20 protein-coding genes are annotated in these 23,201 nt (G+C 69.6%); 17 read left to right on the top strand and 3 right to left on the bottom strand.

The window, feature by feature from the left end; genetic code table 11:
• The first annotated feature begins 54 nt into the window (after positions 1–54).
• The 4 genes from Ssi02_RS30550 to Ssi02_RS30535 all read left to right on the top strand — a co-directional run bounded on the left by Ssi02_RS30550 (position 55) and on the right by Ssi02_RS30535 (position 4,815).
• The gene (locus Ssi02_RS30550; RefSeq protein ID WP_204031032.1) at positions 55–687 is read left to right on the top strand and encodes a TetR/AcrR family transcriptional regulator; all 633 of its coding nucleotides are present in this window, start codon (positions 55–57) and stop codon (positions 685–687) included.
• 2 nt (positions 688–689) lie between these two features.
• Positions 690–1,130: an acyl-CoA thioesterase gene (locus Ssi02_RS30545; RefSeq protein WP_204031031.1), complete on the top strand. Its 441-nt coding sequence runs from the start codon at positions 690–692 to the stop codon at positions 1,128–1,130.
• A gap of 192 nt (positions 1,131–1,322) precedes the next feature.
• Entirely contained in the window at positions 1,323–2,660 is a 1,338-nt protein-coding gene (locus tag Ssi02_RS30540; RefSeq protein ID WP_204031030.1) for a serine hydrolase domain-containing protein, read from the top strand.
• A 301-nt stretch (positions 2,661–2,961) separates the two neighbouring features.
• Positions 2,962–4,815, top strand: coding sequence for a tetratricopeptide repeat protein (locus Ssi02_RS30535; RefSeq protein WP_204031029.1), 1,854 nt, complete (start codon positions 2,962–2,964; stop codon positions 4,813–4,815).
• A gap of 98 nt (positions 4,816–4,913) precedes the next feature.
• Here the strand turns inward: Ssi02_RS30535 and Ssi02_RS30530 are convergent, their stop codons facing one another.
• Positions 4,914–5,264 carry an ArsR/SmtB family transcription factor gene (locus tag Ssi02_RS30530; protein ID WP_204031028.1) on the bottom strand — a complete coding sequence of 117 codons (351 nt, stop codon included), beginning with the start codon at positions 5,262–5,264 and terminating at the stop codon, positions 4,914–4,916.
• Between the two features lie 133 nt (positions 5,265–5,397).
• Positions 5,398–5,571: a DUF3073 family protein gene (locus tag Ssi02_RS30525; RefSeq protein ID WP_204031027.1), complete on the bottom strand. Its 174-nt coding sequence runs from the start codon at positions 5,569–5,571 to the stop codon at positions 5,398–5,400.
• Positions 5,572–6,044: 473 nt separating this feature from the next.
• On the opposite strand from Ssi02_RS30525, the gene Ssi02_RS30520 reads away from it, so the two are divergent.
• The gene (locus tag Ssi02_RS30520) at positions 6,045–7,265 is read left to right on the top strand and encodes a cytochrome P450 (RefSeq protein ID WP_204031026.1); all 1,221 of its coding nucleotides are present in this window, start codon (positions 6,045–6,047) and stop codon (positions 7,263–7,265) included.
• 60 nt (positions 7,266–7,325) lie between these two features.
• Here Ssi02_RS30520 and Ssi02_RS30515 read toward each other — a convergent pair whose 3' ends face one another.
• On the bottom strand, positions 7,326–8,144 hold the full coding sequence (locus tag Ssi02_RS30515; protein ID WP_204031025.1) for a helix-turn-helix domain-containing protein: 819 nt from the start codon (positions 8,142–8,144) through the stop codon (positions 7,326–7,328).
• A 247-nt stretch (positions 8,145–8,391) separates the two neighbouring features.
• Here Ssi02_RS30515 and Ssi02_RS30510 point away from each other — a divergent pair, with 247 nt between their 5' ends.
• The 12 genes from Ssi02_RS30510 to Ssi02_RS30455 all read left to right on the top strand — a co-directional run bounded on the left by Ssi02_RS30510 (position 8,392) and on the right by Ssi02_RS30455 (position 23,115).
• Positions 8,392–9,987, top strand: coding sequence for an ABC transporter substrate-binding protein (locus tag Ssi02_RS30510; RefSeq protein WP_204031024.1), 1,596 nt, complete (start codon positions 8,392–8,394; stop codon positions 9,985–9,987).
• Positions 9,988–10,057: 70 nt separating this feature from the next.
• On the top strand, positions 10,058–11,740 hold the full coding sequence (locus Ssi02_RS30505; RefSeq protein ID WP_204031023.1) for an amidohydrolase: 1,683 nt from the start codon (positions 10,058–10,060) through the stop codon (positions 11,738–11,740).
• Positions 11,733–13,097, top strand: coding sequence for an amidohydrolase family protein (locus tag Ssi02_RS30500; protein WP_204031022.1), 1,365 nt, complete (start codon positions 11,733–11,735; stop codon positions 13,095–13,097). The genes Ssi02_RS30505 and Ssi02_RS30500 overlap by 8 nt, the downstream gene beginning before the upstream one ends.
• Positions 13,094–14,038 (top strand): ABC transporter permease, encoded by a 945-nt coding sequence (locus Ssi02_RS30495; protein WP_204031021.1) that lies wholly within the window; start codon positions 13,094–13,096, stop codon positions 14,036–14,038. The genes Ssi02_RS30500 and Ssi02_RS30495 overlap by 4 nt, the downstream gene beginning before the upstream one ends.
• 2 nt (positions 14,039–14,040) lie before the next feature.
• On the top strand, positions 14,041–16,023 hold the full coding sequence (locus Ssi02_RS30490) for a dipeptide/oligopeptide/nickel ABC transporter permease/ATP-binding protein (RefSeq protein ID WP_239130126.1): 1,983 nt from the start codon (positions 14,041–14,043) through the stop codon (positions 16,021–16,023).
• A 44-nt stretch (positions 16,024–16,067) separates the two neighbouring features.
• Complete coding sequence (locus tag Ssi02_RS30485) at positions 16,068–17,111, top strand: ABC transporter ATP-binding protein (protein ID WP_204031019.1); 1,044 nt, start codon at positions 16,068–16,070, stop codon at positions 17,109–17,111.
• A gap of 81 nt (positions 17,112–17,192) precedes the next feature.
• Positions 17,193–18,440, top strand: coding sequence for a M24 family metallopeptidase (locus Ssi02_RS30480; protein WP_204031018.1), 1,248 nt, complete (start codon positions 17,193–17,195; stop codon positions 18,438–18,440).
• Between the two features lie 8 nt (positions 18,441–18,448).
• Complete coding sequence (locus Ssi02_RS30475) at positions 18,449–19,441, top strand: thiamine pyrophosphate-dependent dehydrogenase E1 component subunit alpha (protein ID WP_204031017.1); 993 nt, start codon at positions 18,449–18,451, stop codon at positions 19,439–19,441.
• An 87-nt stretch (positions 19,442–19,528) separates the two neighbouring features.
• Positions 19,529–19,768, top strand: coding sequence for a biotin/lipoyl-containing protein (locus Ssi02_RS30470; protein WP_239130103.1), 240 nt, complete (start codon positions 19,529–19,531; stop codon positions 19,766–19,768).
• A gap of 173 nt (positions 19,769–19,941) precedes the next feature.
• Entirely contained in the window at positions 19,942–20,922 is a 981-nt protein-coding gene (locus Ssi02_RS30465; RefSeq protein WP_204031016.1) for an alpha-ketoacid dehydrogenase subunit beta, read from the top strand.
• 66 nt (positions 20,923–20,988) lie between these two features.
• Positions 20,989–21,879 carry an NAD(P)-dependent oxidoreductase gene (locus tag Ssi02_RS40135; protein WP_204031015.1) on the top strand — a complete coding sequence of 297 codons (891 nt, stop codon included), beginning with the start codon at positions 20,989–20,991 and terminating at the stop codon, positions 21,877–21,879.
• Between the two features lie 351 nt (positions 21,880–22,230).
• Positions 22,231–23,115 (top strand): bile acid:sodium symporter family protein, encoded by an 885-nt coding sequence (locus Ssi02_RS30455; RefSeq protein WP_204031014.1) that lies wholly within the window; start codon positions 22,231–22,233, stop codon positions 23,113–23,115.
• Positions 23,116–23,201: the final 86 nt, after the last annotated feature.

Raw genomic sequence — 23,201 nt, 5'->3', positions numbered from 1 at the left:
TGTTTCGGCTTGGGCAACTATACAAACGATCGGTCGTTAATGTAGTTTGCGTCCATGACACAAGACGGTCGGCGGCTGCGCGGGTTGCGCAGCCGCGAGGCGATCCTCGAACAAGCGGTGGGCCTGGCCTCCGTCGAAGGGTTGGACGGACTCTCCCTGGGGCGACTGGCGGCGGCGACCGGCACCAGCAAGTCCGGATTTTTTGCCCACTGGCGTGACAAGGAGCAACTACAGCTCGATGCCGTGGAGTGGGCCAGTCGTCAGTGGACCGAGCGGGTGGTGGTGCCCGCTATGCAGGCCCCGGCCGGGGTGCGGCGGCTGTTCGCGCTGCACGAGGCGCGGCTGAGGTTCTACGGCGAGGGCGTGCTTCCCGGGGGGTGCTTCTTCTTCGCCGTTCAGGCCGAGGTCGACGACCGGCCCGGGACGTTGCGCGATCGCGTCGCGCGCGCCATGCGCGAGTGGCAGGAGTTCATCCGGCGGCAGGTGGCGGAGGCCATGGCTCTGGGCGAGCTCGCCGAGAGCGTGGAGGTGGCCCAGCTCGCCTACGAGATCGACGCCCTCGGGGAGATGGTGATCATCCACTCCCGCCTGGCCGACGGGCCGGCCTCCCTTGTGCACGCTCGCCGCGCCGTACTGCAACGCCTGCGCGCGCTATGTCCCGACCCGACGCTTCTCCCGGAGGATTGATCATGAGTGAAGACGGCGTGCACGAACCGGTCCAGGTGTATTTCGACGATCTCGACGCCATGGGTCTGCTGCACAACTCCCGGTACGCCTTGCTGGTCGAGCGGGCGATCGGGGCCTACTGGCAGCGCCTGGGCTGGGCTCCGGATCCGGCCGGGTCGGCGTTCAAGGACGTGTTCCTGGCCGTGCGCGAGTTCAAGGTGACCTACAACGTGCCCATCGCGGGGGCGGGCGCGGCGCTAGTGCACTTCTGGATCGAGCGCATGGGCCGCACCAGCGGCGTCTACGGCTTCCGCGTGCTGTCGGCCGATCGCGCGGTGGTGCACGCCGAGGGCTATCGCGTCAACGTCAATCTGGACCCGGCCACACTGCGGCCCGCGCCGTTCAGCGACGAACTGCGTGCGACCGCCGAACCCCTGCTCCGCCGAGCGGCGGCGGCATGCTGAGGAGCCTGTGGGGCAGAGTGGTGGGGGCATGTCCGGGTGGACGAAAGTGGGCGGTGCATTTGGGGGATCGTCCATTGTCCGGGTTGAATGGGCGCGGATAACGTGCAGCACACGTTAGAAGTTCTCCGCTGCTTTACCGCGCCGGGCGGGCGAGGGGCAGGCGGAGGCGCATGGGTGTGAGGAGATCGGTGAATGACACGCGATGAGCTGCTTAAGGCCTTGGAGACATCCGTCGCCGCGCACGGCGTGCCGGCCGCGTCTATCGCCGTCTACGCCGGTGGCGAGACGCTGGAGGCGGCCACCGGGGTGTTGAACGTCGAGACCGGGGTGGAGGCCACCGTCGACGCTCTTCACCAGGTCGGTTCCACCACCAAGGTGTGGACGTCCGTGCTCATCATGCAGCTCGTCGACGAAGGGCTGCTCGACCTCGATCAGCCGGTGCGCGCCTACCTTCCCGAGTTCGTGCTCGGTGACGAGGAGGCCGCCGCGCGGGTCACCGTACGGCACCTGCTCACGCACACCGGTGGGTTCGACGGTGACATCTTCACCGACACCGGGCGGGGGGACGACTCTGTCGATCTCTATGTGAAGTCGCTCGGAGATCTCAAGCAGATCGACCCGCCGGGCACCGCGTTCTCCTACTGCAACTCGGGCTATGTGGTGCTTGGCGCGATCGTCGCCAGATTGCGCGGCTGCACCTGGGAGGAGGCCATGCGCAAGTATCTCGCCACTCCGCTCGGGTGCACGCACATCGGCCTGCTGCCGGAGGAGACGGTGTTGTTCCGCGCGGCGGCCGGGCACGGCAGGACGCCGGAGGGCAACAAGGTGCTCCGGCCGTGGCTCGCGCCGCGCAGTAACGCGCCGGCGGGGTCGACGTTGTGCCTGGCTCCGCGGGAGCTCGTGCGGTTCGGGCGGATGCTGATGGCGGGCGGCGTCGCCGAGGACGGCACCCGGGTGTTGTCGGAGGAGTCGGTCCGCGCCATGCTCACGCCGAACGTCGACGTGCCGCCGCTGCCGGGGCTCGACGCTCAGTGGGGGCTCGGGATCGGGCTCCTCGGGTGGGGCGGCGGGGCCTACGGGCACGACGGCGGCACCACCGGGAACGCCACCACCTGGTGGATCGCCCCTGAGACCGGTGTGGTCATGGCGCTGGCCGTCAACAGTGAGGACGCCGGGAAGGTCTTCGCCGACATGCGGGACCTGATCGCCGGGATCGCGAAACTGACGCCGCCGGCTCGCCTGGTGCCGCCGGCGGACCCGCAGTCGGTCGACACCGCGCCCTATGTCGGTGGCTTCGAGAGCCCGGCCATGCGCTACGACATCGTCGGCGACGGCGGCGCGCTCAAGGTGACGCTCACTCCGGGCGAGCTGGCCGCCAAGTTGGGGATGGAGCCGTCGACGTCCCGCTACGTGCACGTCCACGATCACGTCTTCCTCGACGTCGAGAGTGACCGTCCTGTGGTGTTCACGGTCGTGGACGGCAAGGCGACCCATTTGTTCAACAGCCGGTCCCTGCCCCGCGTCTCCTAGTCACCGGGCCGGGCCATCCGGGCTCGGGAAGGCGGCGGAGGGATCCTCGGCCCGATCTCAAAGCCGGAGGGCCCCGATCTCAAAGCCGGAGGGCAGGGCGCGACCCCCGGGAAGGACCCGCCTCACGGCCGGCGGAGCCCATGCCCCCCGCCACCCGGCAGCCGCTCCACAACCCGGTCCGATCCCGGGAAACACCGGGTACACCCGCGATTGCGAGGGTGTACCCGGTTGTTTCACGTCTGGCGGCGAGTCCGCTGTGGGATCGTGGAAGATCGTAGTTGCGATCTACCTGGAGTGTCCGATGGCACATGCGCACGAGGGCGTCGACGATCCCCGCCTGGAGGCCGAAGGGGAGGTGAGCATGGCTCTGCTCGCCCTCGACAGCGGAGACCTCGCGCACGCCGCCCAGCACGTCGCCGACGCCCTGCTGCACGAGCCGACACTTCCCGAGGCGCACGAACTGCTCGCCCTGCTCGCCTCCCACCCGGACGGCGGGCTGGAGCTCTTCGCGCTGGAGGAGCGCACCTTCCTCGGCACGGTCGTCGCCCGCGCCCACGTGCTCGCCTCGCTGGGCCGGCACTCCGACGCGCTCGACCTGCTGGTGCAGGCCCAGCGGCACGAGCCCGCCGCCCGGTTCGCGCACGTGCCGTGGGTTCTCGACGCCGAGCTGGCGACGAAGATCGCACCGGATCACCTGTGCCTCGCGATCAGCGGGCTTCTCCCGGCACTCGCCGACCCGGTCCGGGAGGAAGGCAGGCCGGCGCTCATGCCGTACATGGCGCTGATGCGCGAGGCGGCCGCGGCGCACCCGGACAGTGCGACGGTGCTCTGGGTGGCGTCGCTGCTCGCGCGGCGGGTGGGGGAGCCCAAGGAGGCGGTCGAGCTGGCGCTGCGGTCGGAGCGGATGCGGCCGTCGTTCGAGGCGTCGCTCGCGCTCGGTTATGCCTATCGCAACCTGGGGGAGTGGGACAGCGCCGAGCGCGCCATGGTGCAGGCGCTCACGCACCAGCCCGACAACTATGCGCTGTTCACCGACATCGCCGAGCTGCTGGAGCTCAGCGGCAGGCACGAGGACGCGCTGGCGTGGGTCGAGCGGGCGCTCGCCGTCGAGCCCGAGCATGAGAGCGCGTTCCCCACGGCGTGCAGCCTGAGGTACGGCATGGACCAGGATCTGCGCCACCTCGTCGCACTGGCCGACTATCTGCGCAGGAACCCCGGCAACCGGCACGCCGGCGACGTGCTGGCCATGTGCTCGCGCCGGTCCTTCTGGCTGGGGCCGCTGCCCGCGCCCGGCGAGGCGCTGACCGCGTTGATGTTCAGGGTGGTGGAGCAGGGGGTCGACACCGCCACCTGGACCGATACCGTGTCCTTATCGGTGCTGGAGCCGCCGAGCGCGCTGCTCGCCGTGCGCCGCGCCCTGCCCCGGCTCGAGGTGGAGGTCGACGCCGTGCTCGACCCCGACCCGCGGCTCACCGTGCCCGAGGTCTACTTCCACGGGCCGGTGAAGAACGTCACCCGGCGCGTGTGGAGCTACACCGGCAATGTGGCCCACCCCATGGCCGGCCCGCCCGCGCCGGACGTGAGCGACGCGGTGGCGCGGCTGGCCGAACAGCGGTGGCCTCACCTGCCCGCCGCCTACAACCACGCCGCCGCACTCGCCGACGCCGGCCTCGCGGACCTTCTGGGTGTGCTCGTGCATCCGCCGGAGTCGCCCTATGTGGAGCCGGTCGGGTGGCCGACGTGGATCCGCGCGGTGCAGGCGTGGGCCTGCCTCGGCATCGCCCACCTCCGGCCCGAGGAGCCGTGGGAGAGCTCGACCCGGCGGGAGGTGCTCGTCGATCTCGCCTTCGGGCCCGAGGACTGGATCAGCGAGGCGGCGCTGTTCGCCCTCGTCGCGACCGCCTGGGTGCGGCCCGAGGTGCGGGCCGAGGTGGCCGGCCTAGTGGGCTGGCGTTTCATGGCCGCCTTCGACGCCGCGGGCTCGCGTCCTGTGACCATCCTGCCGAACCTCGCCCTGCTCGTCCGCGTCACCCCGGACGTCGTGCCGGACGTGCTGAACCTCGCCTCGGTCGTGCTCAGCGAGGAGGACGGGGACGACGAGAAGGACGGGGACGACGCGGGTGATGAGGGCGAGGCCGGCGAGGGCCGGGGGTGAGTGCCGCCTCTTCACACCGGCCCGTCTCCCCGCGCAGGAGTACGGCGGAGGCCTCGCGGTTGGAGGTCCCCCTCGATGATCAAGAGTAGTGCGGTTCGCTAGTGGCGAGCCGAGGTGGCGCGGGGGGTCGCCCGCAGGTCGTGCAGCATCTCCGCCTGGCCCGACAACATCTCGGTGAGGATCTGCCGGGCCATGTCCAGCAGATCGGCCACCAGCGGGCTGGTCAGGGAGTAATGCACGGTGGAGCCCTCTTTGCGGGACACCACGAGGTTCGACCGGCGCAGCAGCGCCAGTTGCTGGGAGAGGTGGGCGGCCTCGATGCCCACCTCGGGGAGCAGCTCCGAGACCGAGTGATCACGCTCGCTCAGCAACTCCAGCACCCGTATGCGCGCGGGGTGGCCGAGCGTTTTGAAGAACTCGGCCTTCAACTGGTAGAGCGGCGTGGTCAATACGATCTCCTTTCCATGCCCCGATGGGACGGGGTGAATCCCGGAGGCTCCTGGCCTTCGGCGTCCCTGCGGACCCTCCGTGTGCCAGGCGGCGGCCCGGAGACGACGGAGGGGTCCGCGGAACACAGGTGGGTTATCGGCCTTCCTGTCTGTCAACCGGTGCCTGGACGTCGTCGTCCGGCTCGGAGTCCTCGGCTACGTCTACGTTGAGCTCCTGACGGAGCGAATCGAGATCTATGACATGGCTGTCATATTTGAGCTTGCGAGCCACCCTCGTTTGCTTCGCCTTGGCTCGGCCTCGCCCCATGGACTCCACTCCTTCGTCTGGGCCGTGCCCGGCCCATCCCCACGCGCGACCGGCGCAACCGGAGCGCTCCTGTGCATTGCCGTCTGGCTGCCGCCTGCCGGGCCGCCCTCGGTGGCCATCAGAGTGGCCATCGGGCCCGAGGTGCCGCCGCCCGCGCAAACCGCTATCCGCCGACAGAGCAACACTCTACCCAACAGTCTTGCGAGTTAAAGAATCTCGCAATTTGCCATTTCACGATTTGCTCTGCCGGGCAGTGAGGACGACGGTAGCGCCACCCGTGTGCAGTGCCGTGCACAACGGCACACATCGCGTGTACATGCTCTTGTGCACATGGGCTGTGAACCGGGCCGCGGGGCCGACGGCAGGCGGGACAGCGGGAATCTCCCGACCTGATAGGAGCGGCTGCGAGCCCAACCCCGAACTGTCACCATGTTGGTGAAGATCAAGTATGCGGGTGTCTGAGAGGAAATATCGTGACCGATGATGCTTTGGACGCACCGTATGTCGATCTGTACACGAACCCCTACCCCCACTACGCCCGCGCCCGCGAGGCCGAGGGCCTGACCTACCTCCCCGAGGTCGACGCCTGGCTGGTCAGCAGGCACGCCGACGTGCGGGAGGTGTTGCGCAGGCCGGAGGACTTCTCCTCGGCCAACGCCCTGCTCGCCGACGTGCACCCCTCCGCCGCCGTGCTCGCCGAGCTGGCCCGGGGGATCGGCGGCGGCTCGACCGTGGTGACCGCCGACGGCGAGGCCCACAAACGTTACCGCCGGCCGCTCAACAGGGGCCTGTCCTCGGGCCGGGTCGCCGAGATCATCCCGTTCATCCGTGCGAGGGCCGAGGCGCTGGTCGGCGCCTTCGCGGCGGACGGCCGGGTCGAGCTGATGGCGAGTTACGCGCGCAGGCTGCCGGGGGAGGTGATCGGGCGGCTGATCGGGTTCGACCCCAGTGATGTGGCCTTCGCCGTACACGGCAGCTATCAGGCGGAGGCGCTGCTGTTTCGCGCGCTGACCGACGAGGAGAAGGTGGCGGCGGCGCGCGACGTGGTGGATCTGCAGCACATGCTGGACCGCTACGCGCGTGCCCGGAGGGCGAGCCCGGGGGAGGACCTGTGCACCGAGATGGTGCTGGGGCTCGCGCCCGGCACGGGGGAGCTCACCCTGGAGCAGCGCGGCGAGATCGTGTCCAACTTGCAAAATCTGCTGATCGCAGGGCATCTGACCTCGACGGCGCTCATCGGCACCACGCTGCTGCACCTGCTGAACCACCGGGACCAGTGGGAGGCGGTGTGCGCGTCGCCGGAGCTGATCCCGTCGGCGGTGGAGGAGGCGGCGCGTTACGACGCGGCGGTGCAGGCGTTCCGCCGCATTACCACCCGGACGGTAGCGCTGGCGGGCACGACGCTGCCGGCGGGGACGCATGTGCTGGTGGCGTTCGGCTCGGCGAACCGGGACGGGGCGCGTTATGAGCGGCCCGACGCGTTCGACATCACCCGGCCTCCGGCGCGTCATCTCGCCTTCGGGCACGGTGTGCACGGGTGCCCGGGATCGCATCTGGCCAGGGAGCAGGTGAAGATCACGCTGGAGACGCTGGCGGCACGCCTGCCGGGGCTGCGCCTGGACCCCGTCGCGCCCGTCGCCATGGTGCCGACGCTGATCCACCGGGCGCCGGGGGCGCTGCGGCTCGTCTGGTAACGGGCCCGGCCACCGGTCCGGCACGTGAGCCGGGCGGCCGGTGGCCCCGAGGGAGCGGTGTCAGTCGGCCCGGTGGACCACGACCGACACGGCCCTGACCGTGCGATCGGTCATGTTGCGGAATTGGTGGGGGGTTGACGGGTCGAAGGCCAGGGAGTCGCCCGCTTCGAGGACGTAGGTCTCGAAGCCGATGTCGGCGTGGAGGGTGCCCTCCAGGACAAGCTGATATTCACGCCCCTCGTGCCTGATCATCGTGTGCGACTCGGTGGAGCGCCCGAAGGGCGCGTAGACGACTTCGAGGAAGTCGACCCTGCCGTCGGCCTGCGGGGTGAGCCGCTCCCAGCGCACCCCGCTGGCCAGGTCGATGGTGCGGCGGGTGGCCTGGCGCTGCAGGATGTCCGGCACCGCCGGGGGCAGGGCGGGGCCCGCGGGGGCCTCCGGCCGCGGGGCCTCGGTGAGCAGGGGGCCTTCGGCGGCCTGGTCCGGGGGGGGTGGCACCGGTCCGTTTCCTGCGGAGTGGTTTGACGCGCTCTGGTGGTGCGCTGTGTGGTTTGCCGCGCTGGGGTGGTGCACGGTGTGGTTTGCCGCGAAGCGCGGGAACTCGCCCCAGGGTACGGCGGGAGCCTCGTGCATCGGCACGGTCGCGGGTTCGGCGTCGGCGACGCCGAACAGGTAGTCGAGGGAGATCTGTAGTTCGTTGGCGAGTGCGTAGATCACGCCCGCCGAGGGTGCGCTCTGCCCGCGTTCGACCTGCGAGATGAGGCTGGCGGAGCATCCGGCGCGCTGACCGAGTTCACGGAGCGAGAGTCGACGCTCTGTCCGTATCTTTCGTAGCCTGGCACCGAGCCCGGGGCTGGCACCGGGCTTGGGAGAGTTCATTGAAGCCCCCTCGTGACCTGTGTACACGGTGAACGACGATCGTGCGGCGTTGAACAATGATCGCACTGTACACGGGCAAACTGTGCTGACCTGCGTCTATAGAGAACACCAAACGTTACGTTTTGTGCAAGATGATGACGTAATCTGCAGGAACCGTTGACAGTCTCACTGCACATATGTTCATCATAACGCACAGAGTGTTGCCGCGGTCACACTCGGGTCCACGGCACTGCGGAGGTTTCACACCGTGCACAACAAGAACATTTCACACCCCTCACGGCGGGTCGGCGGTGCCCGCCGGGCCTTGACCACCGGGCTGGGCGGCCTGCTCGCTGCTGCTGTCCTGGCCGCATGCGGAGGCAGCGGAGGCAGCGGAGGCAGCGGAGACGAGGAGAAGACCTCGGCGGGATCCGCCGGCGGCTCCGTCTCCGGTCCCAGTGGGACGCTCAACTTCGGGACGAACCAGCGTCTCGACGACTGGGAGACCATCACCAAGCAGAACGCGACGTACACCGCCCTCGTCTACGAGAGCCTCCTGTCGCTGGCCAAGGACGGCTTCACGATCCAGCCGCAACTGGCGACGAGCTGGAAGGAGAGCGACGAGGAGCTGAGCTTCACCCTCCGCGAGAACGTCGTCTTCCACGACGGCACGCCGTTCAACGCCGACGCCGTCGTCAAGAACCTGGAGCGGGTCCGGAAGACGCCGAGCTCCTACCAGGGCAGCATGAAGGAAGTCGAGAGCATCACCGCCAAGAGCCCCACCGAGGTGGTCATCAAGCTCAAGCGGCCCGCTCCGAGCCTGGTGTCCGACCTCGCCCGGCTCGGCACCTACATCGTCTCGCCGAAGGCCCTGGACGACGGCAGCTACAAGACCACGCCCAGCGGCACCGGGCCCTGGAAGGTCGACACGGCGGGTACGGTCAGGGGCCTCAAGGTCTCCCTGAAGTTCTTCGACAAGTACTACGACCCGAACAGCGTCGGGCCGCGCAACGTCGAGGTCACCTACATCAACGACGCCGACAGCCTGTACAACGCCATGCGCACCGGCCAGTTCGACGTCGTCTGGACCACGCCCGCGCTGGCCGCCAAGGCCGAGCGTGAGGGCTTCAAGTCCGAGAACTTCCCGTCGGTGCTCTGGCACGTCCAGATGTTCGACACGAAGAACACGCTCAAGGACAAGAAGCTGCGCCAGGCCATGTGCTACGCGCTGAACACGAAGGACTACATCGACGCCGCGCTCGGCGGCAAGGGGCAGACCCAGCTTCAGCGCTTCACGGAAGGCCAGGCCGGCTTCAACCCCGACGTCAAGGGCTACCCGTACGACGTGGCGAAGGCCAAGCAGCTCATGCAGGAGCTCGGCAACCCCAAGGTCGCCTTCACCCTGATCAGCTGGGACACCCAGCGGCCGATCGCCGAGCTGTTCCGCAGTCAGCTCAAGGAGATCGGCATCGACGTCACGGTCGAGCTGCCGAACTTCCCGCAGTTCCTGAGCACTTACCAGAGCGGCAAGTATCCGGTCGCGATCCTCTCGGACGGCTCTCGCGCCGGCGCCTACGAGTACTACACGAAGAAGTTCGCCCCCGACGCCTCCGGCAACCCGCTCAAGATCGAATACCCGGAGATCACCGCCGCCATCGAGAAGGGCCTCGACGCCAAGACCCCGGACGCCAGGGACGCCGCCTGGCGCGAGGTCACCAAGATCGTCAATGACGAGGCGCTCGACTGCGGCTACTTCAGCTACACCGGCTTCTGGGCATACGACTCCAAGAAGGTCGAAAACATCGTCTCCACCAACAACGATGTCGCCGTCTTCCGCTACAAGGAAGCCCGGGTCAAGGAGTGACCGCGAACAGCGGACACCACTCTCACACCCCAAGCCCGCCCCCGGAAAGAACGCCACTACGGAGATCCCCATGGCCCAACCCCGCGAAAAGCACAGCACACCCGACCTGATCCTGGTCAACGGCCGCATCACGACGATGGCGGGTTATGACACGACCGCCGAGTCGGAGGCCCTCGCGATCGCCGGTGACCGCGTCGCGGCTATCGGCACGAGCGAGGAGATCGGGAAGCTGGCCGGCCCGGCCACCCAGGTGGTCGACCTCGCGGGGCGCCGGGTCATCCCCGGCCTGATCGACTCGCACGTGCACATCATGCGGGCCGGCCGTACCTGGAACGACGAGGTGCGGTGGGAGAACGAGCCGACGCTCGCCTCCGCCCTCGCGGCCATCGGCCGCCGCGCCGAGTCGCTCCCGCCCGGTGCGTGGATCAGGACCATCGGCGGCTGGCACCCCGGCCAGTTCCCCGAGGGGCGCGGCCCGACGCGTGAGGAGCTCGACGCGGTCGCCCCGGACAACCCCGTCTACGTGCAGTTCCTGTACGACTGGGCGGTCCTCAACACGGCGGCCATGCAGGCGATCGACGTGAACGCCGGCCTCGTCGCCGAGCTCGGCGCCGAGCACTTCGAGACCGGCGCCGACGGGGAGCTGACCGGCAAGGTCAGCGGCACCGAGATGATGAAGTGGTTCTACAGCCGCATGCCGGCCCCCACCTTCGAGGAGCAGGTGGCCTCGACCGCCGCCATGTCGCGCGAGCTCAACCGGCTCGGCATCACCGGCGCGATCGACGGCGGCGGCATGAACAGCGGCCCCGACACCTACCGTGCGATGTACGAGACGTGGCGCCGCGGTGAGCTCACCGTGCGCACCCGCCTCACGCTGCACGCGTCGGCGGCGGGCCGCGAGTTCGAGGAGATGGCGGGCTACCAGCGGTTCACCCCGCTGGACCTCGGCGACGGCATGCTGCGTGTGCTCGGCGCGGGCGAGCTGATCCTCTACCGGTCGCTCGACAAGATCGGCCAGCCGGCCGACGTCGGCGCGGAGGCGCAGAGCCAGTTCCTGGAGATGTTCCGCGACCTCGCCAAGAACCGCTGGACCATCCACGCCCACGCCCACCAGCACGAGACGATCGACGCGATCCTCACGGCCTGGGAGAAGGTGCACGCCGAGTTCGACATCAGCGGGCTGCGCTGGTCGCTCGTGCACGCCGAGCCCCTCAAGCCGATCGATCTGGAGCGTTTGCAGGCGCTCGGCGGCGGTGTGCTCGCCCAGGGGCTGTTCCGCTTCCAGGGTGAGGACGCGCTGGAGATCTGGGGCGAGGAGGTCGTCGCGGAGGCTCCGCCGTTCCGCAAGATGCTCGACCTCGGCATGCGGGTGGGCCTCGGCTCCGACGCCATGCGCGTCGCGTCCTACAACCCGTTCACGACGCTCGCATGGTTCCTCACCGGGCGCACCGTGCACGGCAGGGAGACGCTGGCGGGGCACAACCTCCTGTCCAGGGAGGAGGCGCTGCGCGGCTACACGGCGTCCGGCGCGTGGTTCAGCTTCGAGGAGGACGAGCGCGGCCGGCTGGAGCCGGGCATGCTCGCGGACATCGCCGTGCTCAGCGACGACTACTTCGAGGTCGAGGTGGAGCGCATCCCCCTCATCGAGTCCGTCCTGACCTTCGTGGGCGGACGCGTCGTGCACGCTGCCGAGCCGTTCGACGCCCTCCCCGTCACCACCGTCACCCGACCCCTGGGAGTGACCCGTGCCTGAACGCCTTTTGATCAAAAACGGGTTCGTCATCACTATGGATCCCCTCCTCGGGGACGTGCTGGGTGACGTTCTCATTGAGGGAGACCGCGTCGCCGCGGTCGGGGCGAACCTCACCGCCGAGGGCGCGACGGAGATCGACGCCCGCGGCAAGATCGTGATCCCCGGTCTGCTCGACACCCATATGCACTCGTGGCAGGCGCCCCTGAGGGGCGCCTACGCCCACGGGTGGGGCAACGCCGACTACTACGAGAACGTCTTCAACCTCCGCGAGAGCTTCACCGCCAAGGACATGTACGACGCGACCTTCGCGGCGGGTGTGGAGATGATCGACGCCGGTGTCACCACCGTGCTGAACTTCTGCCACAACACCATGTCCCCCGAGCACGCCGACGAGTCGATCAGGGCCCACCGGGACAACGGCCAGCGGGCGCTGTTCGCGATGGGCATGCTCGGCAGCTTCGACGAGCTGAGCGTCGACCATCAGTGGCGCCTCGACAAGGTGCGCTCCCTGCACGCCGAGCTCGGCGGCGACCCCTCGTCGCTGCTGCGCCTCGGCATGGCGGTGTCCTCCATGGAGTTCCGCCCGATCGAGCAGGTCGAGGCGGAGGTCGCGCTCGCCCGCGAGCTGGGCCTGCGCATGACGTTCCACCAGAACACCGGCGGCCAGATCCGCGAGCTGCACCGGCTCGGCCTGCTCGGCGGCGACCTGCTGCCCGCGCACGCCAATGTCGCCGCCGACGACGAGCTGGAGTTGCTGGCCGACTGCGGCGGCGGCATCTCCTTCACCCCGGAAGGGGAGTTCGTCGGCGGCCGTTCCATGACCGTCATCGGCCGCGCCCTCAAGGCGGGCGCTACGCCGAGCCTCGGCGTGGACACCGCCGCCCGCACCAAGGTCGACATCTTCGGCCAGATGCGGATCACCTTCACGATCATGCGCTACCTGCAGGCGCAGGAGGAGCGGGAGGCCGACCGCTGGCCGCTGGTGCGCCGCCCCGGCGCGCCGCAGGTCGAGCCCCGCAAGATGCTGGAGTTCGCCACCGTCAACGCCGCCCAGCACGTCGGCCTCGGCGATCAGCTCGGCCGGCTCGCCCCGGGCTACCTGGCCGACCTCGTGATCGTCGACCCGGGCCCGTACGGCATGGCCCTCGGAGACCCGGCCAACCACGTTGTGCTCCGTACGGCTCCCGCCGACGTGGACACCGTGGTCATCGGCGGCGTCGTGCGCAAGCAGGACGGCCGTCTCACCGACCTGGACGCGGGCGACGCGGGCGCCGCCATCCAGCGCGTCCGCACCCGCGTGCTCGGAGAGGAGCACCCCGCCATGCCACCGCACCTCAGGAAAGTCCCGGCGGCGTGATCAAGTTCGTCGCCGGACGGCTGCTCTCGGTCCTGCCCACGCTTCTGCTGGTCTCGGTCTTCGTGTTCCTGCTCATCCACGCCACCCCGATCGACCCGGTGGCGCAGATCCTGGGCGAGGGGGCCGGGGCCGAGGCCAAGGCCCAGCTCGCCGAGCAACTGGGCCTGGGCAGGCCCGTCGCCGAGCAATACGTCTCCTGGCTGGTCTCGGCGCTCCAGGGCGACCTCGGCGCCTCGCTCTACACCAGCCTGTCGGTCTCCGAGTCGATCGCCGACGGCATCGGCATCACGCTGTCGCTGGCCCTCGCCGGCATGGGCGTCGCCCTGGTGGTCGGCATCCCCCTCGGGGTGCTCGGCGCGCTGCGCCCCGGCACCGCGGCCGACCGCATGCTGACGATCGTGGTCGCCGCCGGCCTCGCCGTGCCCAGCTTCTGGCTGGCGCTGCTGCTGGCGCTCGTGTTCGCGGTGAACCTCGGCTGGTTCCCTGTCATCGGCTACACGCCGCTGTTCGAGGACCCCGTCGGCTGGTTCCTAAGTCTGGTGCTGCCGTCGCTCGCCCTCGGCGTGCACACGGCGGCGGTCATCGCCCGCCAGGTGCGCAGCGCGATGATCGAGGCCCTCGACTCGCCCTACGTGCAGACCCTGCTCGCCAGGGGCGTCAAGCGCGGCTCCATCGTGCTGCGCTACGCCACCAAGAACGCGATGGTGCCGGTCCTCGCGGTCGTCGCCATTCAGATGTCGGTGCTGGTCGCGGTCAGCTTCGTCATCGAGCGCATCTTCGCCATCCCCGGTCTCGGCACACTGCTCATGGACAGCGTCGTGCGGGCCGACTACCCGGTCCTCCAGGGCACGATCGTGGTCGTCGCGATCATCGTGCTGCTGGTCAACCTCGCCGCCGACATCGCGTACGGCCTGATCAACCCGAAGGTGAGGCCACAGTGACCATGGAACCCGTCGCTCTCGCCGACCCGGCCACCGCGGGAGGCGAGGCACCCGACGACGCCCCGAGCGCCCGGCAGAAGACCGGGATGTTCCACCGGGCGATCCGCCAGCCCATCACGCTCATCTGTCTCGCCATCCTGGCGCTGCAGGTGGTCGTGGCGCTGGCGGCGCCCTGGATCGCGCCGCACGACCCGCTGCACCCCAACGTGCAGCACAGGTTCGAAGGGCCGGGCGCGGAGTTCCTGCTCGGCACCGACGACCTCGGCCGCGACACGTTCTCCCGCCTGCTCTACGGCACCCGCACGGCGCTCATCGCCTCGGCCCAGAGCGTCGCCATCGGTCTGGTCCTCGGCGTCAGCCTCGGCCTGTTCGTGGGTTACCGCGGCGGCTGGTGGGACCGGATCGGCATGCGCATCGCCGACGTCATGCAGTCCATCCCGGCTCTGCTGCTCGCCCTCGCCCTGGTCGCCGTCATCGGCAACGGCCTCGGCAAGGCGATGCTGGCCGTCGGCATCATCTTCGCGGTCAGCTTCATGCGGGTCGCGAGGGCCGTGGTGCTCGCCGAACGCGAACGCCTCTACGTCGACGCGGCCCGCGTGCTGGGGCTGCGATCGTCGTCCATCATGTTCCGGCAGGTCCTGCCGAACATCGCCCCGCCGCTGATCGTGCAGGCGTCCATCGCCCTCGGCACGGCGCTGCTTATCGAGGCCACGCTGAGCTTCCTCGGCATCGGCGTCGACGCCACCGCGGTGAGCTGGGGCTCCATGCTCGACGCCTCCCGGCAGCACGTGAGCGAGCAGCCGCTGCTGGCGATCCTCCCCGGAGCCGCCATCACGCTGAGCGTGCTCGTGTTCAACCTGCTCGGCGACGGCCTGCGCGACGCCAGCTCGCCGCGCGGCGTCGGCGGCAAGAAGGTCAAGCGCCCCAAGACGGTCGAAGGCGACGACGCCCCGGCCGCCGGCGGCGCCGTGAACGGCACGGCGAAGGCCGCCGGCCGCCACGCGGCCCCCGAGGCCGCCCCGGCGGACGCGCTGCTCACCGTGAAGGACCTCACCGTCTCCACCGCCACCGGCGCGGAACTCGTCTCCAAGGTGTCGTTCCACATCGGCAAGGGTGAGACGTTCGGCCTGGTCGGCGAGTCCGGCTGCGGCAAGTCGATCAGCGCCGCCGCCATCCTCGGCCTGCTGCCGAAGGGCGTCGGCGTCACCGGCGGCTCGGTCACGCTCGACGGCACCGAGCTGACCTCGCTCAGCGGCGAGCGGCTCCGCCAGATCCGCGGCCGCCGCATCGGCATGGTCTTCCAGGACCCGATCTCCGCCCTGTCCCCGGTGCACACCGTGGGGCGGCAGCTCACCGACGCCATCCGGGCCCACAGCGACCTGTCCAAGGCGCAGGCGGAGGAGCGCGCGATCGAGCTGCTCTCCCTCGTCGGGGTGCCGGCGCCGCGCAAGCGCATGCTGGACTACCCCCACCAGTTCTCCGGCGGCATGGCGCAGCGCGTCGTCATCGCCGGGGCTCTGGCCTGCGACCCCGAGCTGCTCATCGCCGACGAGCCGACCACCGCGCTGGACGTCACGATCCAGGCCCAGGTGCTCGACCTGCTGGCGGGGCTGCGCGACCGGCTCAACATGTCGCTGCTGCTGATCACGCACGACCTCGGCGTGGTGGCCGACCTGTGCGACCGCGTCGGCGTCATGTACGCCGGCCAGGTGGTGGAGGTGCGCGACGTCAGGGGCGCGTTCACCTCGCCCAAGCACCCCTACACCGAGGCGCTGCTGGCCGCCATGCCGCACGGCGAGGACAGCGGCGAGACCCTCGCGACCATCCCCGGCCGGGTGCCGCCCGCCTGGGACTGGCCGAAGGGCTGCCGGTTCCACCCCCGCTGCTCCTACGCCGTCGACGACTGCAAGAGCGGGTTCATCCCCCTCGACGACGGTGTGCGCTGCCGCAGGGCGGTCGAACTGAAGCTGGAAGGTGCCCGATGACCCCGCGTCCGCCGACGGCGGGCCCAGCCGGAAGGGAGCGCGCGATGAACGGTGAACCGCTGCTGAAGGAGCAGCCCGCGGCCCCGCCGCAGGGCAGGCCCCTGCTGTCGGTCGAGCACCTCACGGTGCGCTACCCCCTCGGGCGGAGCATCCTCGGCCGCACCACCAGCCTCGCCGCCGTCCGTGACGTGAGCTTCTCCATCGAGGCCGGCAAGACGCTCGGCCTCGTGGGGGAGTCCGGCTCGGGCAAGAGCACCATCGGCCGCGCCATCCTGCGGCTCGCGCCGATCTCCGAGGGCAAGGTGGAGTTCGACGGAATGGACGTCGGCGGCTTCGGCCGCCGCGCCCCCTCGTCGTTCCATCGCGACGTGCAGGTGGTCTTCCAGGACCCCATCTCCTCGCTCAACCCCCGGCAGACCATCGGCACCACCCTCGGCCAGGCCATCCAGCGCCACCGGCCCATGGGGGCGCGGGAACGGGACAAGGAGGTCGTCGCCGTACTCGACAGCGTCGGCCTGCCGTCCTACCACGCCGACCGCTACCCGCACGAGCTGTCCGGAGGGCAGCGGCAGCGTGTGGCGATCGCGCGGGCCCTCGCGCCGAAGCCGCGGCTCATCGTCTGCGACGAACCGGTCAGCGCGCTCGACGTCAGCACCCAGAGCCAGGTCATCAACCTGCTGATGGAGCTCCAGCGCGAACTCGGCGTGAGCTATCTGTTCATCGCTCACGACCTCGACGTCGTGCGGCACGTGAGCGACACGATCGGCGTGCTCTACCTCGGCAGGCTCGCCGAGCTCGGGCCCGCCACCGAGGTTTACGGCACGCCCTCGCACCCCTACACCCAGACCCTGCTCGCCTCCACCCTGGTGGCGAACCCCGACAAGCAGGCTGAGCGTACGGCGGAGCGCAGGCGCCTCGGACCCGTCTCAGAACCGCCGAGCCCGCTCGACCCGCCCCCCGGCTGCTCGTTCCACACCCGCTGCGCCTTCGCCACCGATGTGTGCAAGTCCGAGGTGCCGGAACTCACCACCCCGCTTTCCCCCACCCAGCGGGTGGCCTGTCACAACGCCGCCACGCTGCGTGGCTGAGCCCCCGAACACCGTCGGCTCGCGCCGCCCCCGGAGCGATCCCGGCGCGAGCCGACGGCACAACATATCCAGGAGGAACCCATGACCATCCCGAGGCTCCCCGTTGCCCCCGCCCCCGGCAACATGTTCGTCGACTTCGAGGAGCGTGTGAACTTCGACCGGCTGCGCGCTTACCGCATCGGTCGCATCCAGGAGGCCCTGGAGCAGTCCGAGCTCGGCGCGGTGCTGGTCTTCGACAACAACAACATCCGCTACCTGACCGGCATCGCCATCGGTGAGTGGACGCGCGAGAAGCTCTCCCGCTACGCGATCTACACCCGCACCGGCGAGCTGATCCTGTGGGACTTCGGCTCGGCCGCCGTGCACAACCGCATGTACGCCCCGTGGATGAAGCCGGAGAACTGCCTGTCCTCGTGGACGACGATGCGCGGCGCCGTTCCCCCCGGCGACCTGATGGCCAACGCCGTCCGCGAGATCAAGGGCCGCCTTGAGGACGCCGGCGTCGGCGGCATGCCGATCGGCGTCGACATCGTCGACCTGCCCATGCTCACCGAGCTCGGCCGGCAGGGCATCGACGTACGCGACGGCCAGCAGACCATGCTCGACGCGCGCCAGATCAAGAACCGCGACGAGATCACCCTGCTGTCGATGGCGGCGTCGATGGTCGACGGCGTCTACCAGGACATCGTCGAGGCGCTGAAGCCGGGCGTGCGCGAGAACGAGATCGTCGCGCTGGCCAACAAGCGGCTCTATGAGATGGGCTCCGACGACGTGGAGTCCATCAACGCCGTGTCGGGCGAGCGCTGCAACCCGCACCCGCACAACTTCTCCGACCGCATGATCCGCCCGGGCGACCAGGCGTTCTTCGACATCATGCACTCCTTCAACGGCTACCGGACCTGCTACTACCGCACCTTCGCGGTCGGCAAGTCCACCCAGCCTCAGCGCGACGCCTACGTGCGCGCCCGTGAGTGGATGGACGTCGCCATCCAGGCCATCAAGCCGGGTGTCTCCACCTCCGACGTCGCCCTGCTCTGGCCGACCGCGCAGGAGATCGGCATGAACGACGAGAAGGAGGCGTTCGGCCTGCTCTTCGGCCACGGTCTCGGTCTCGCCCTGCACGAGCGCCCGATCATCAGCCGGCTCAGCTCCCTCGACAGCCCGATGCAGATCCAGGAGGGCATGGTCTTCGCCCTGGAGACCTACTGCCCGGCGACCGACGGCGTCTCCGCGGCCCGCATCGAGGAGGAGGTCGTCGTCACCGCCGATGGCTGCGAGGTGCTGACGAAGTTCCCTGCCGACGAGCTGTTCGTCACGAACAAGTACTGAGGAGACCCATGACCACCGCGGAGATCTCCGACGAGCTCGCGATCTCGCTGTATCGCTCGATGAGCACCGCCCGCCAGTTTGAGAAGCGGGCCTACGACCTGTTCATGCAGAACCTGGTCAAGGGAACCACCCACCTCGGCATCGGCCAGGAGGCGGTCGCCACCGGCGTGTCCGCCGCCATGGCCGACGACGACTACGCGTTCGTCACCTACCGGGGGCACAACCACCTCGTCGCCCGGGGCACGCCGCTCGCGCCGCTCATGGCCGAGCTGCTCGGCCGCGACAACGGCCTGATGCACGGCAAGGGCGGGTCGATGCACCTCATCGACGCCGAACGCGGCGTGCTCGGGTCCTACGCCATCATCGGCGCGCAGCTCGTCATCGCGAACGGCGCCGCCTGGTCGGCGCAGTATCGCGGCACGGGCCAGGTCACCGTCTGCTTCTTCGGCGACGGCGCCACGAACATCGGCGCCTTCCACGAGGCACTCAACTTCGCGGTGATCTGGAACCTGCCCGTCGTCTTCGTGTGCGAGAACAACCTCTACATGGAATACACGAAGACCGACACAATCACGGCGGTCGAGCACCCGGCGGCCGACCGGGCCTCGGGCTACAACCTGCCCCGCATCGTCGTCGACGGCAACGACGTGGACGAGGTCTACCTCACCGCGAAGAAGGCGGTCGACCTGGCGCGCACCGGCGGCGGCCCCTCCCTCATCGAGGCGGTCACCTATCGGCACGGCGGCCACTCGCGGGCCGATCCCGCGAAGTACCGCGACCCGGCCGAGGTCGAGGAGTGGCTGAAGAAGGACCCGATCCCGGCCTACCGCGCCCGGCTGACCGCCCGCGGCATCGACCCGGCGCTGTTCGACAAGATCGACGCCGAGATCGCGGCCGAGGTCGACGCCGCCACCGAGGTGGCCAAGGCCGGCGAGTGGCCGAAGCCCGAGCGCCTCTACACCAACGTCTGGGCCGACGGCGGCGCCGAGTGGCGCAACTGACCCGGGCGTGGAGCGTTCCAAGTCCGCTACATCGAACACCACTGTACGGCGAAAGCCGGCCGATCGCGTGAATGGGGGGTGAACAACATGAGCGTCGAAGTGATCATGCCGCGTATGGGGGAGACCGTCGACGACGGCACGGTGAACTCCTGGTACTTCAACGTGGGGGACCGCGTCGAAGGCGGCCAGCCGCTGCTGGAGATCGGCACCGACAAGATCGACACGGAGGTGCCCGCCCCCGTCTCCGGAGTCCTCCGCGAGATCCTGGTGCAGGCGGGGGAGACCGTGGACGTCGGCACCGTCATCGCCCTCATCGACCCCGCCTGACGACCGGCGGGCCTCGCCGTACGGCGCCCCGGAGGACGACCCGCACCGCGACCGGCAGTGGTCGCGGGGCGGGTCCACCACCTCCCGAGGGCGAGGGCGGGCGGCACGCGGTGCTCCGCGCAGGCGGCGGAGAGGGGAAATATCCCGATCTCAGGAAAGAAGTGGCAGATCCAATGAGTTTGTTGACATATCGCAGCGCGGTCGCGCGCGGCATCGCCCAAGAGATGCGCCGGGACCCCAACGTGGTATTCCTCGGCGAGGACGTCGCCGCCGCCGGCGGCGTGTTCAAGACCACGGTCGGGCTGCTCGACGAGTTCGGCCCGCTGCGGGTCCGCGACACCCCGATCAGCGAGCAGGCCATCCTCGGCGCGGCCATGGGGGCCGCCATGACCGGGCTGCGGCCCATCGCCGAGATCATGTACAGCGACTTCTTCGCGGTCTGCTGGGACCTCGTCGCCAACGAGATCTCCAAGAGCAGGTACATGTCCGACGGCCAGGTGTCGTTCCCGCTGGTCATCCAGTGCGGCAACGGCGCGGGGCTGCGGTTCGGCGCCCAGCACTCCCAGTCCATCGAGAACTGGGCCATGTCCATCCCCGGCCTCAAGGTCGTCGCCCCCGCCACCCCCCGCGACGTGGTCGGCCTGATGGCGGCGGCCGTACGCGACGACGACCCGGTGATCTTCTTCAACCACAAGGCGCTCTACGCCTCCAAGGAGGAAGTGCCCGACGGGGAGATCGTCGACGAGCTCGGCAAGGCCGTCGTGCGCCGCGAGGGCCGTGACGCCACGATCGTGGCGCTGGCCGCCATGGTGCCGAAGTCGCTCAAGGCCGCCGAACTGCTCGCCGAAGAGCACGGCATCGAGGCCACCGTCGTCGATGTGCGCAGCCTCGTGCCGCTCGACACCCAGACCATCCTCGACGAGGTGGAGAAGACGGGCACCCTGTTCACCGTCGAGGAGAACCCGCGCCTGTGCGGCTGGGGCGCCGAGATCGTGTCGATCGCCGTCGAGGAGCGCTGGGGCGCCCTGGACGGCCCGCCGATCCGCATCACCACGCCGCACATCCCGCTGCCGTCGGCCGACAGCCTGGAAGACCTCGCGCTTCCCTCGCCCCGGCGCATCGCCGACACCGTCGCCGCCGCCCTCAAGGGCTAGGGCGCACCGCACCGCTACCGTACGAAACCAAGAGCGCGCACCGCGCGACCGGAGAGAGAGTTCACCTTGAGTAACCACAGCATCGGCTGGCTCGGCACTGGCCGCATGGGCGCCGTCATGGCGGGCATGCTGCTCGACAGCGGCGCCGACGTCACCGTCTGGAACCGTACGGTGGCCAAGACCGAGCCGCTGGCCGCCAAGGGCGCCAAAGTCGCGGGCACCGTGGCCGAGCTGGCCGACCGCGACATCGTCTTCGTCATGGTGTCGGCCTCGGCCGACCTGATCGCCGTCACCAAGGGCGACGGCGGCCTGCTCACCGCCGATCAGAAGCCCAAGGTCATCGTCGACTGCTCGACGGTGTCCGCCGAGGCCTCCGCCGAGGTGCGCGCCGCCGCCGAGGCCGCCGGTGTCGCCTTCCTCGCCTCGCCCATCAGCGGCAACCCGCACATGGTCGCCGAGGGCCGCGCCGCCATCGTCACCTCCGGGCCGAAGGAGACCTTCGACGAGGTCCGCCGGTACCTCGACGTGATGGCCCCCACCGTCGTCTGGGCCGGCCCCGGCGAGGAGTGCCGCCTCGTCAAGATCTGCCACAACCTGCTGCTCGGCATGATCACCCAGGCGCTCGTCGAGGTCACCGCCCTCGCCGAGAAAGGCGGCGTCACCCGCGCCGCGTTCACCGATTTCATCAACGGGTCGGTGCTCGGGTCGACGTTCATCCAGCACAAGTCGCGCGCCATCGTCGCCCGCGACTACACGCCGACGTTCAACAACAAGATGCTGCGCAAGGACTACGACCTCGGGCTCGGCGCCGCGCGCACGCTTGAGGTGCCCATGCCGCTCAGCTCGATGGTGCACCAGCTGATCCAGACGGCCATCGGCCACGGCTTCGCCGAAGAGGACTACGCCGCCCTCTACGAGGTCGAGGCGCGCGCCGCGGGGCTCCCGCTGCGCGACTAGCGCCGGGGTTCCGGACGGCGGCGGCCCGGTGGGGGCCGCCGCCGTCCGCTGTTTTCGGGCAGGTGTTCTCCGGTGAACTCCGCCTGTGAAGCCGCCGCTCTCCGGACCGCCCGGAGCTGTCTCCGCAGCTCCGGACCGCCCGGAGCTGCGGAGACACGATCGCGACCTTCCTGTCACTAGCCAGTGTTACCGCCAAGTGCTACTAGTGGGTTCTGCTCACGACCCGCTCACCGACGACCGGGGTCGCTGAAGCCCGCGCGCTCCACGTCCGGTCCGCTATTGCGGCCCGCCTCGTCCGGTCCGCCGCCGCCGCCGCGCCTACCCCCCAGCCCTCCGCGAAGGACGACGCACATGCCCGCTGTGCTAGGAGTGTTCCTGCCCGCCGCTCTCGCGATCATCATGTTCGGCCTAGGTCTAGGTCTCGCCCTGGACGACTTCCGGCGTGTCGCCGTTCATCCCAAGGCCGCGATTCTGGCGCTGATCTGCCAGATCGTGATCCTTCCCCTCATCTGCTTCGGGCTGGTCCTCCTCTTCGGCCTCGCACCGGGCCTCGCCGTCGGCATGATGCTGCTGGCCGCCTCCCCGGGAGGCACCACCGCCAACCTCTACAGCCATCTCTTCGGCGGGGACGTCGCCCTCAACATCGCACTGACGGCCGTCAACTCGGTCATCGCGGTCGTCACCCTGCCGCTCGTGACCAACTTCGCCGTCGGCTACTTCTACCAGGGTGGCAACGCGGTCGGCCTGCAGCTCGACAAGACGGTGCAGGTGTTCGCGATCGTCCTCGTGCCGGTCGCGCTCGGCATGTTCGTCAAGGCGAGAGCCCCCCGCTTCGCGGCCCGCATGGACAACCCGGTGCGCATCGCCTCCGGCGTCATCCTGTTCGCGGTGGTCGCCACCGCGATCTACCAGGACCGGCACAACATGATCGGATACATCGCCGCCGTCGGCGTCATCACGCTTCTCTTCAGCGTCGTCAGCCTCGCGGTCGGCTACTGGGTGCCGCGCCTCGGCGGAGTCGATCGGCGGCAGGCCATCGCCTCCTGCATGGAGATCGGCATCCACAACAGCACCCTGGCCATCACCATCGGCCTCAGCCCCACCCTGCTCAACAACAGAGAGATGGCCATTCCCGCCGCGGTCTACGGCATCCTCATGTTCTTCACCGCCGCTGCCGCGGGCTTGTTGGTACGGCGCAGCGCCGCCGGCCGTGAGGAGACCGCCGCCGCCACCTGACGTGCTCTTCGATCCTGTTCAAACAGTGAGACCGAGTCCCGTCGATGACATCGTGCTTCATGTGGGGGCGTGGGCGACGGCCGGGA

Origin of the sequence: Sinosporangium siamense (assembly GCF_016863435.1) — a bacterium.
Classification (GTDB): Bacteria; Actinomycetota; Actinomycetes; order Streptosporangiales; family Streptosporangiaceae; genus Sinosporangium; species Sinosporangium siamense.
This window is presented reverse-complemented; position numbering and strand designations above follow the sequence as displayed.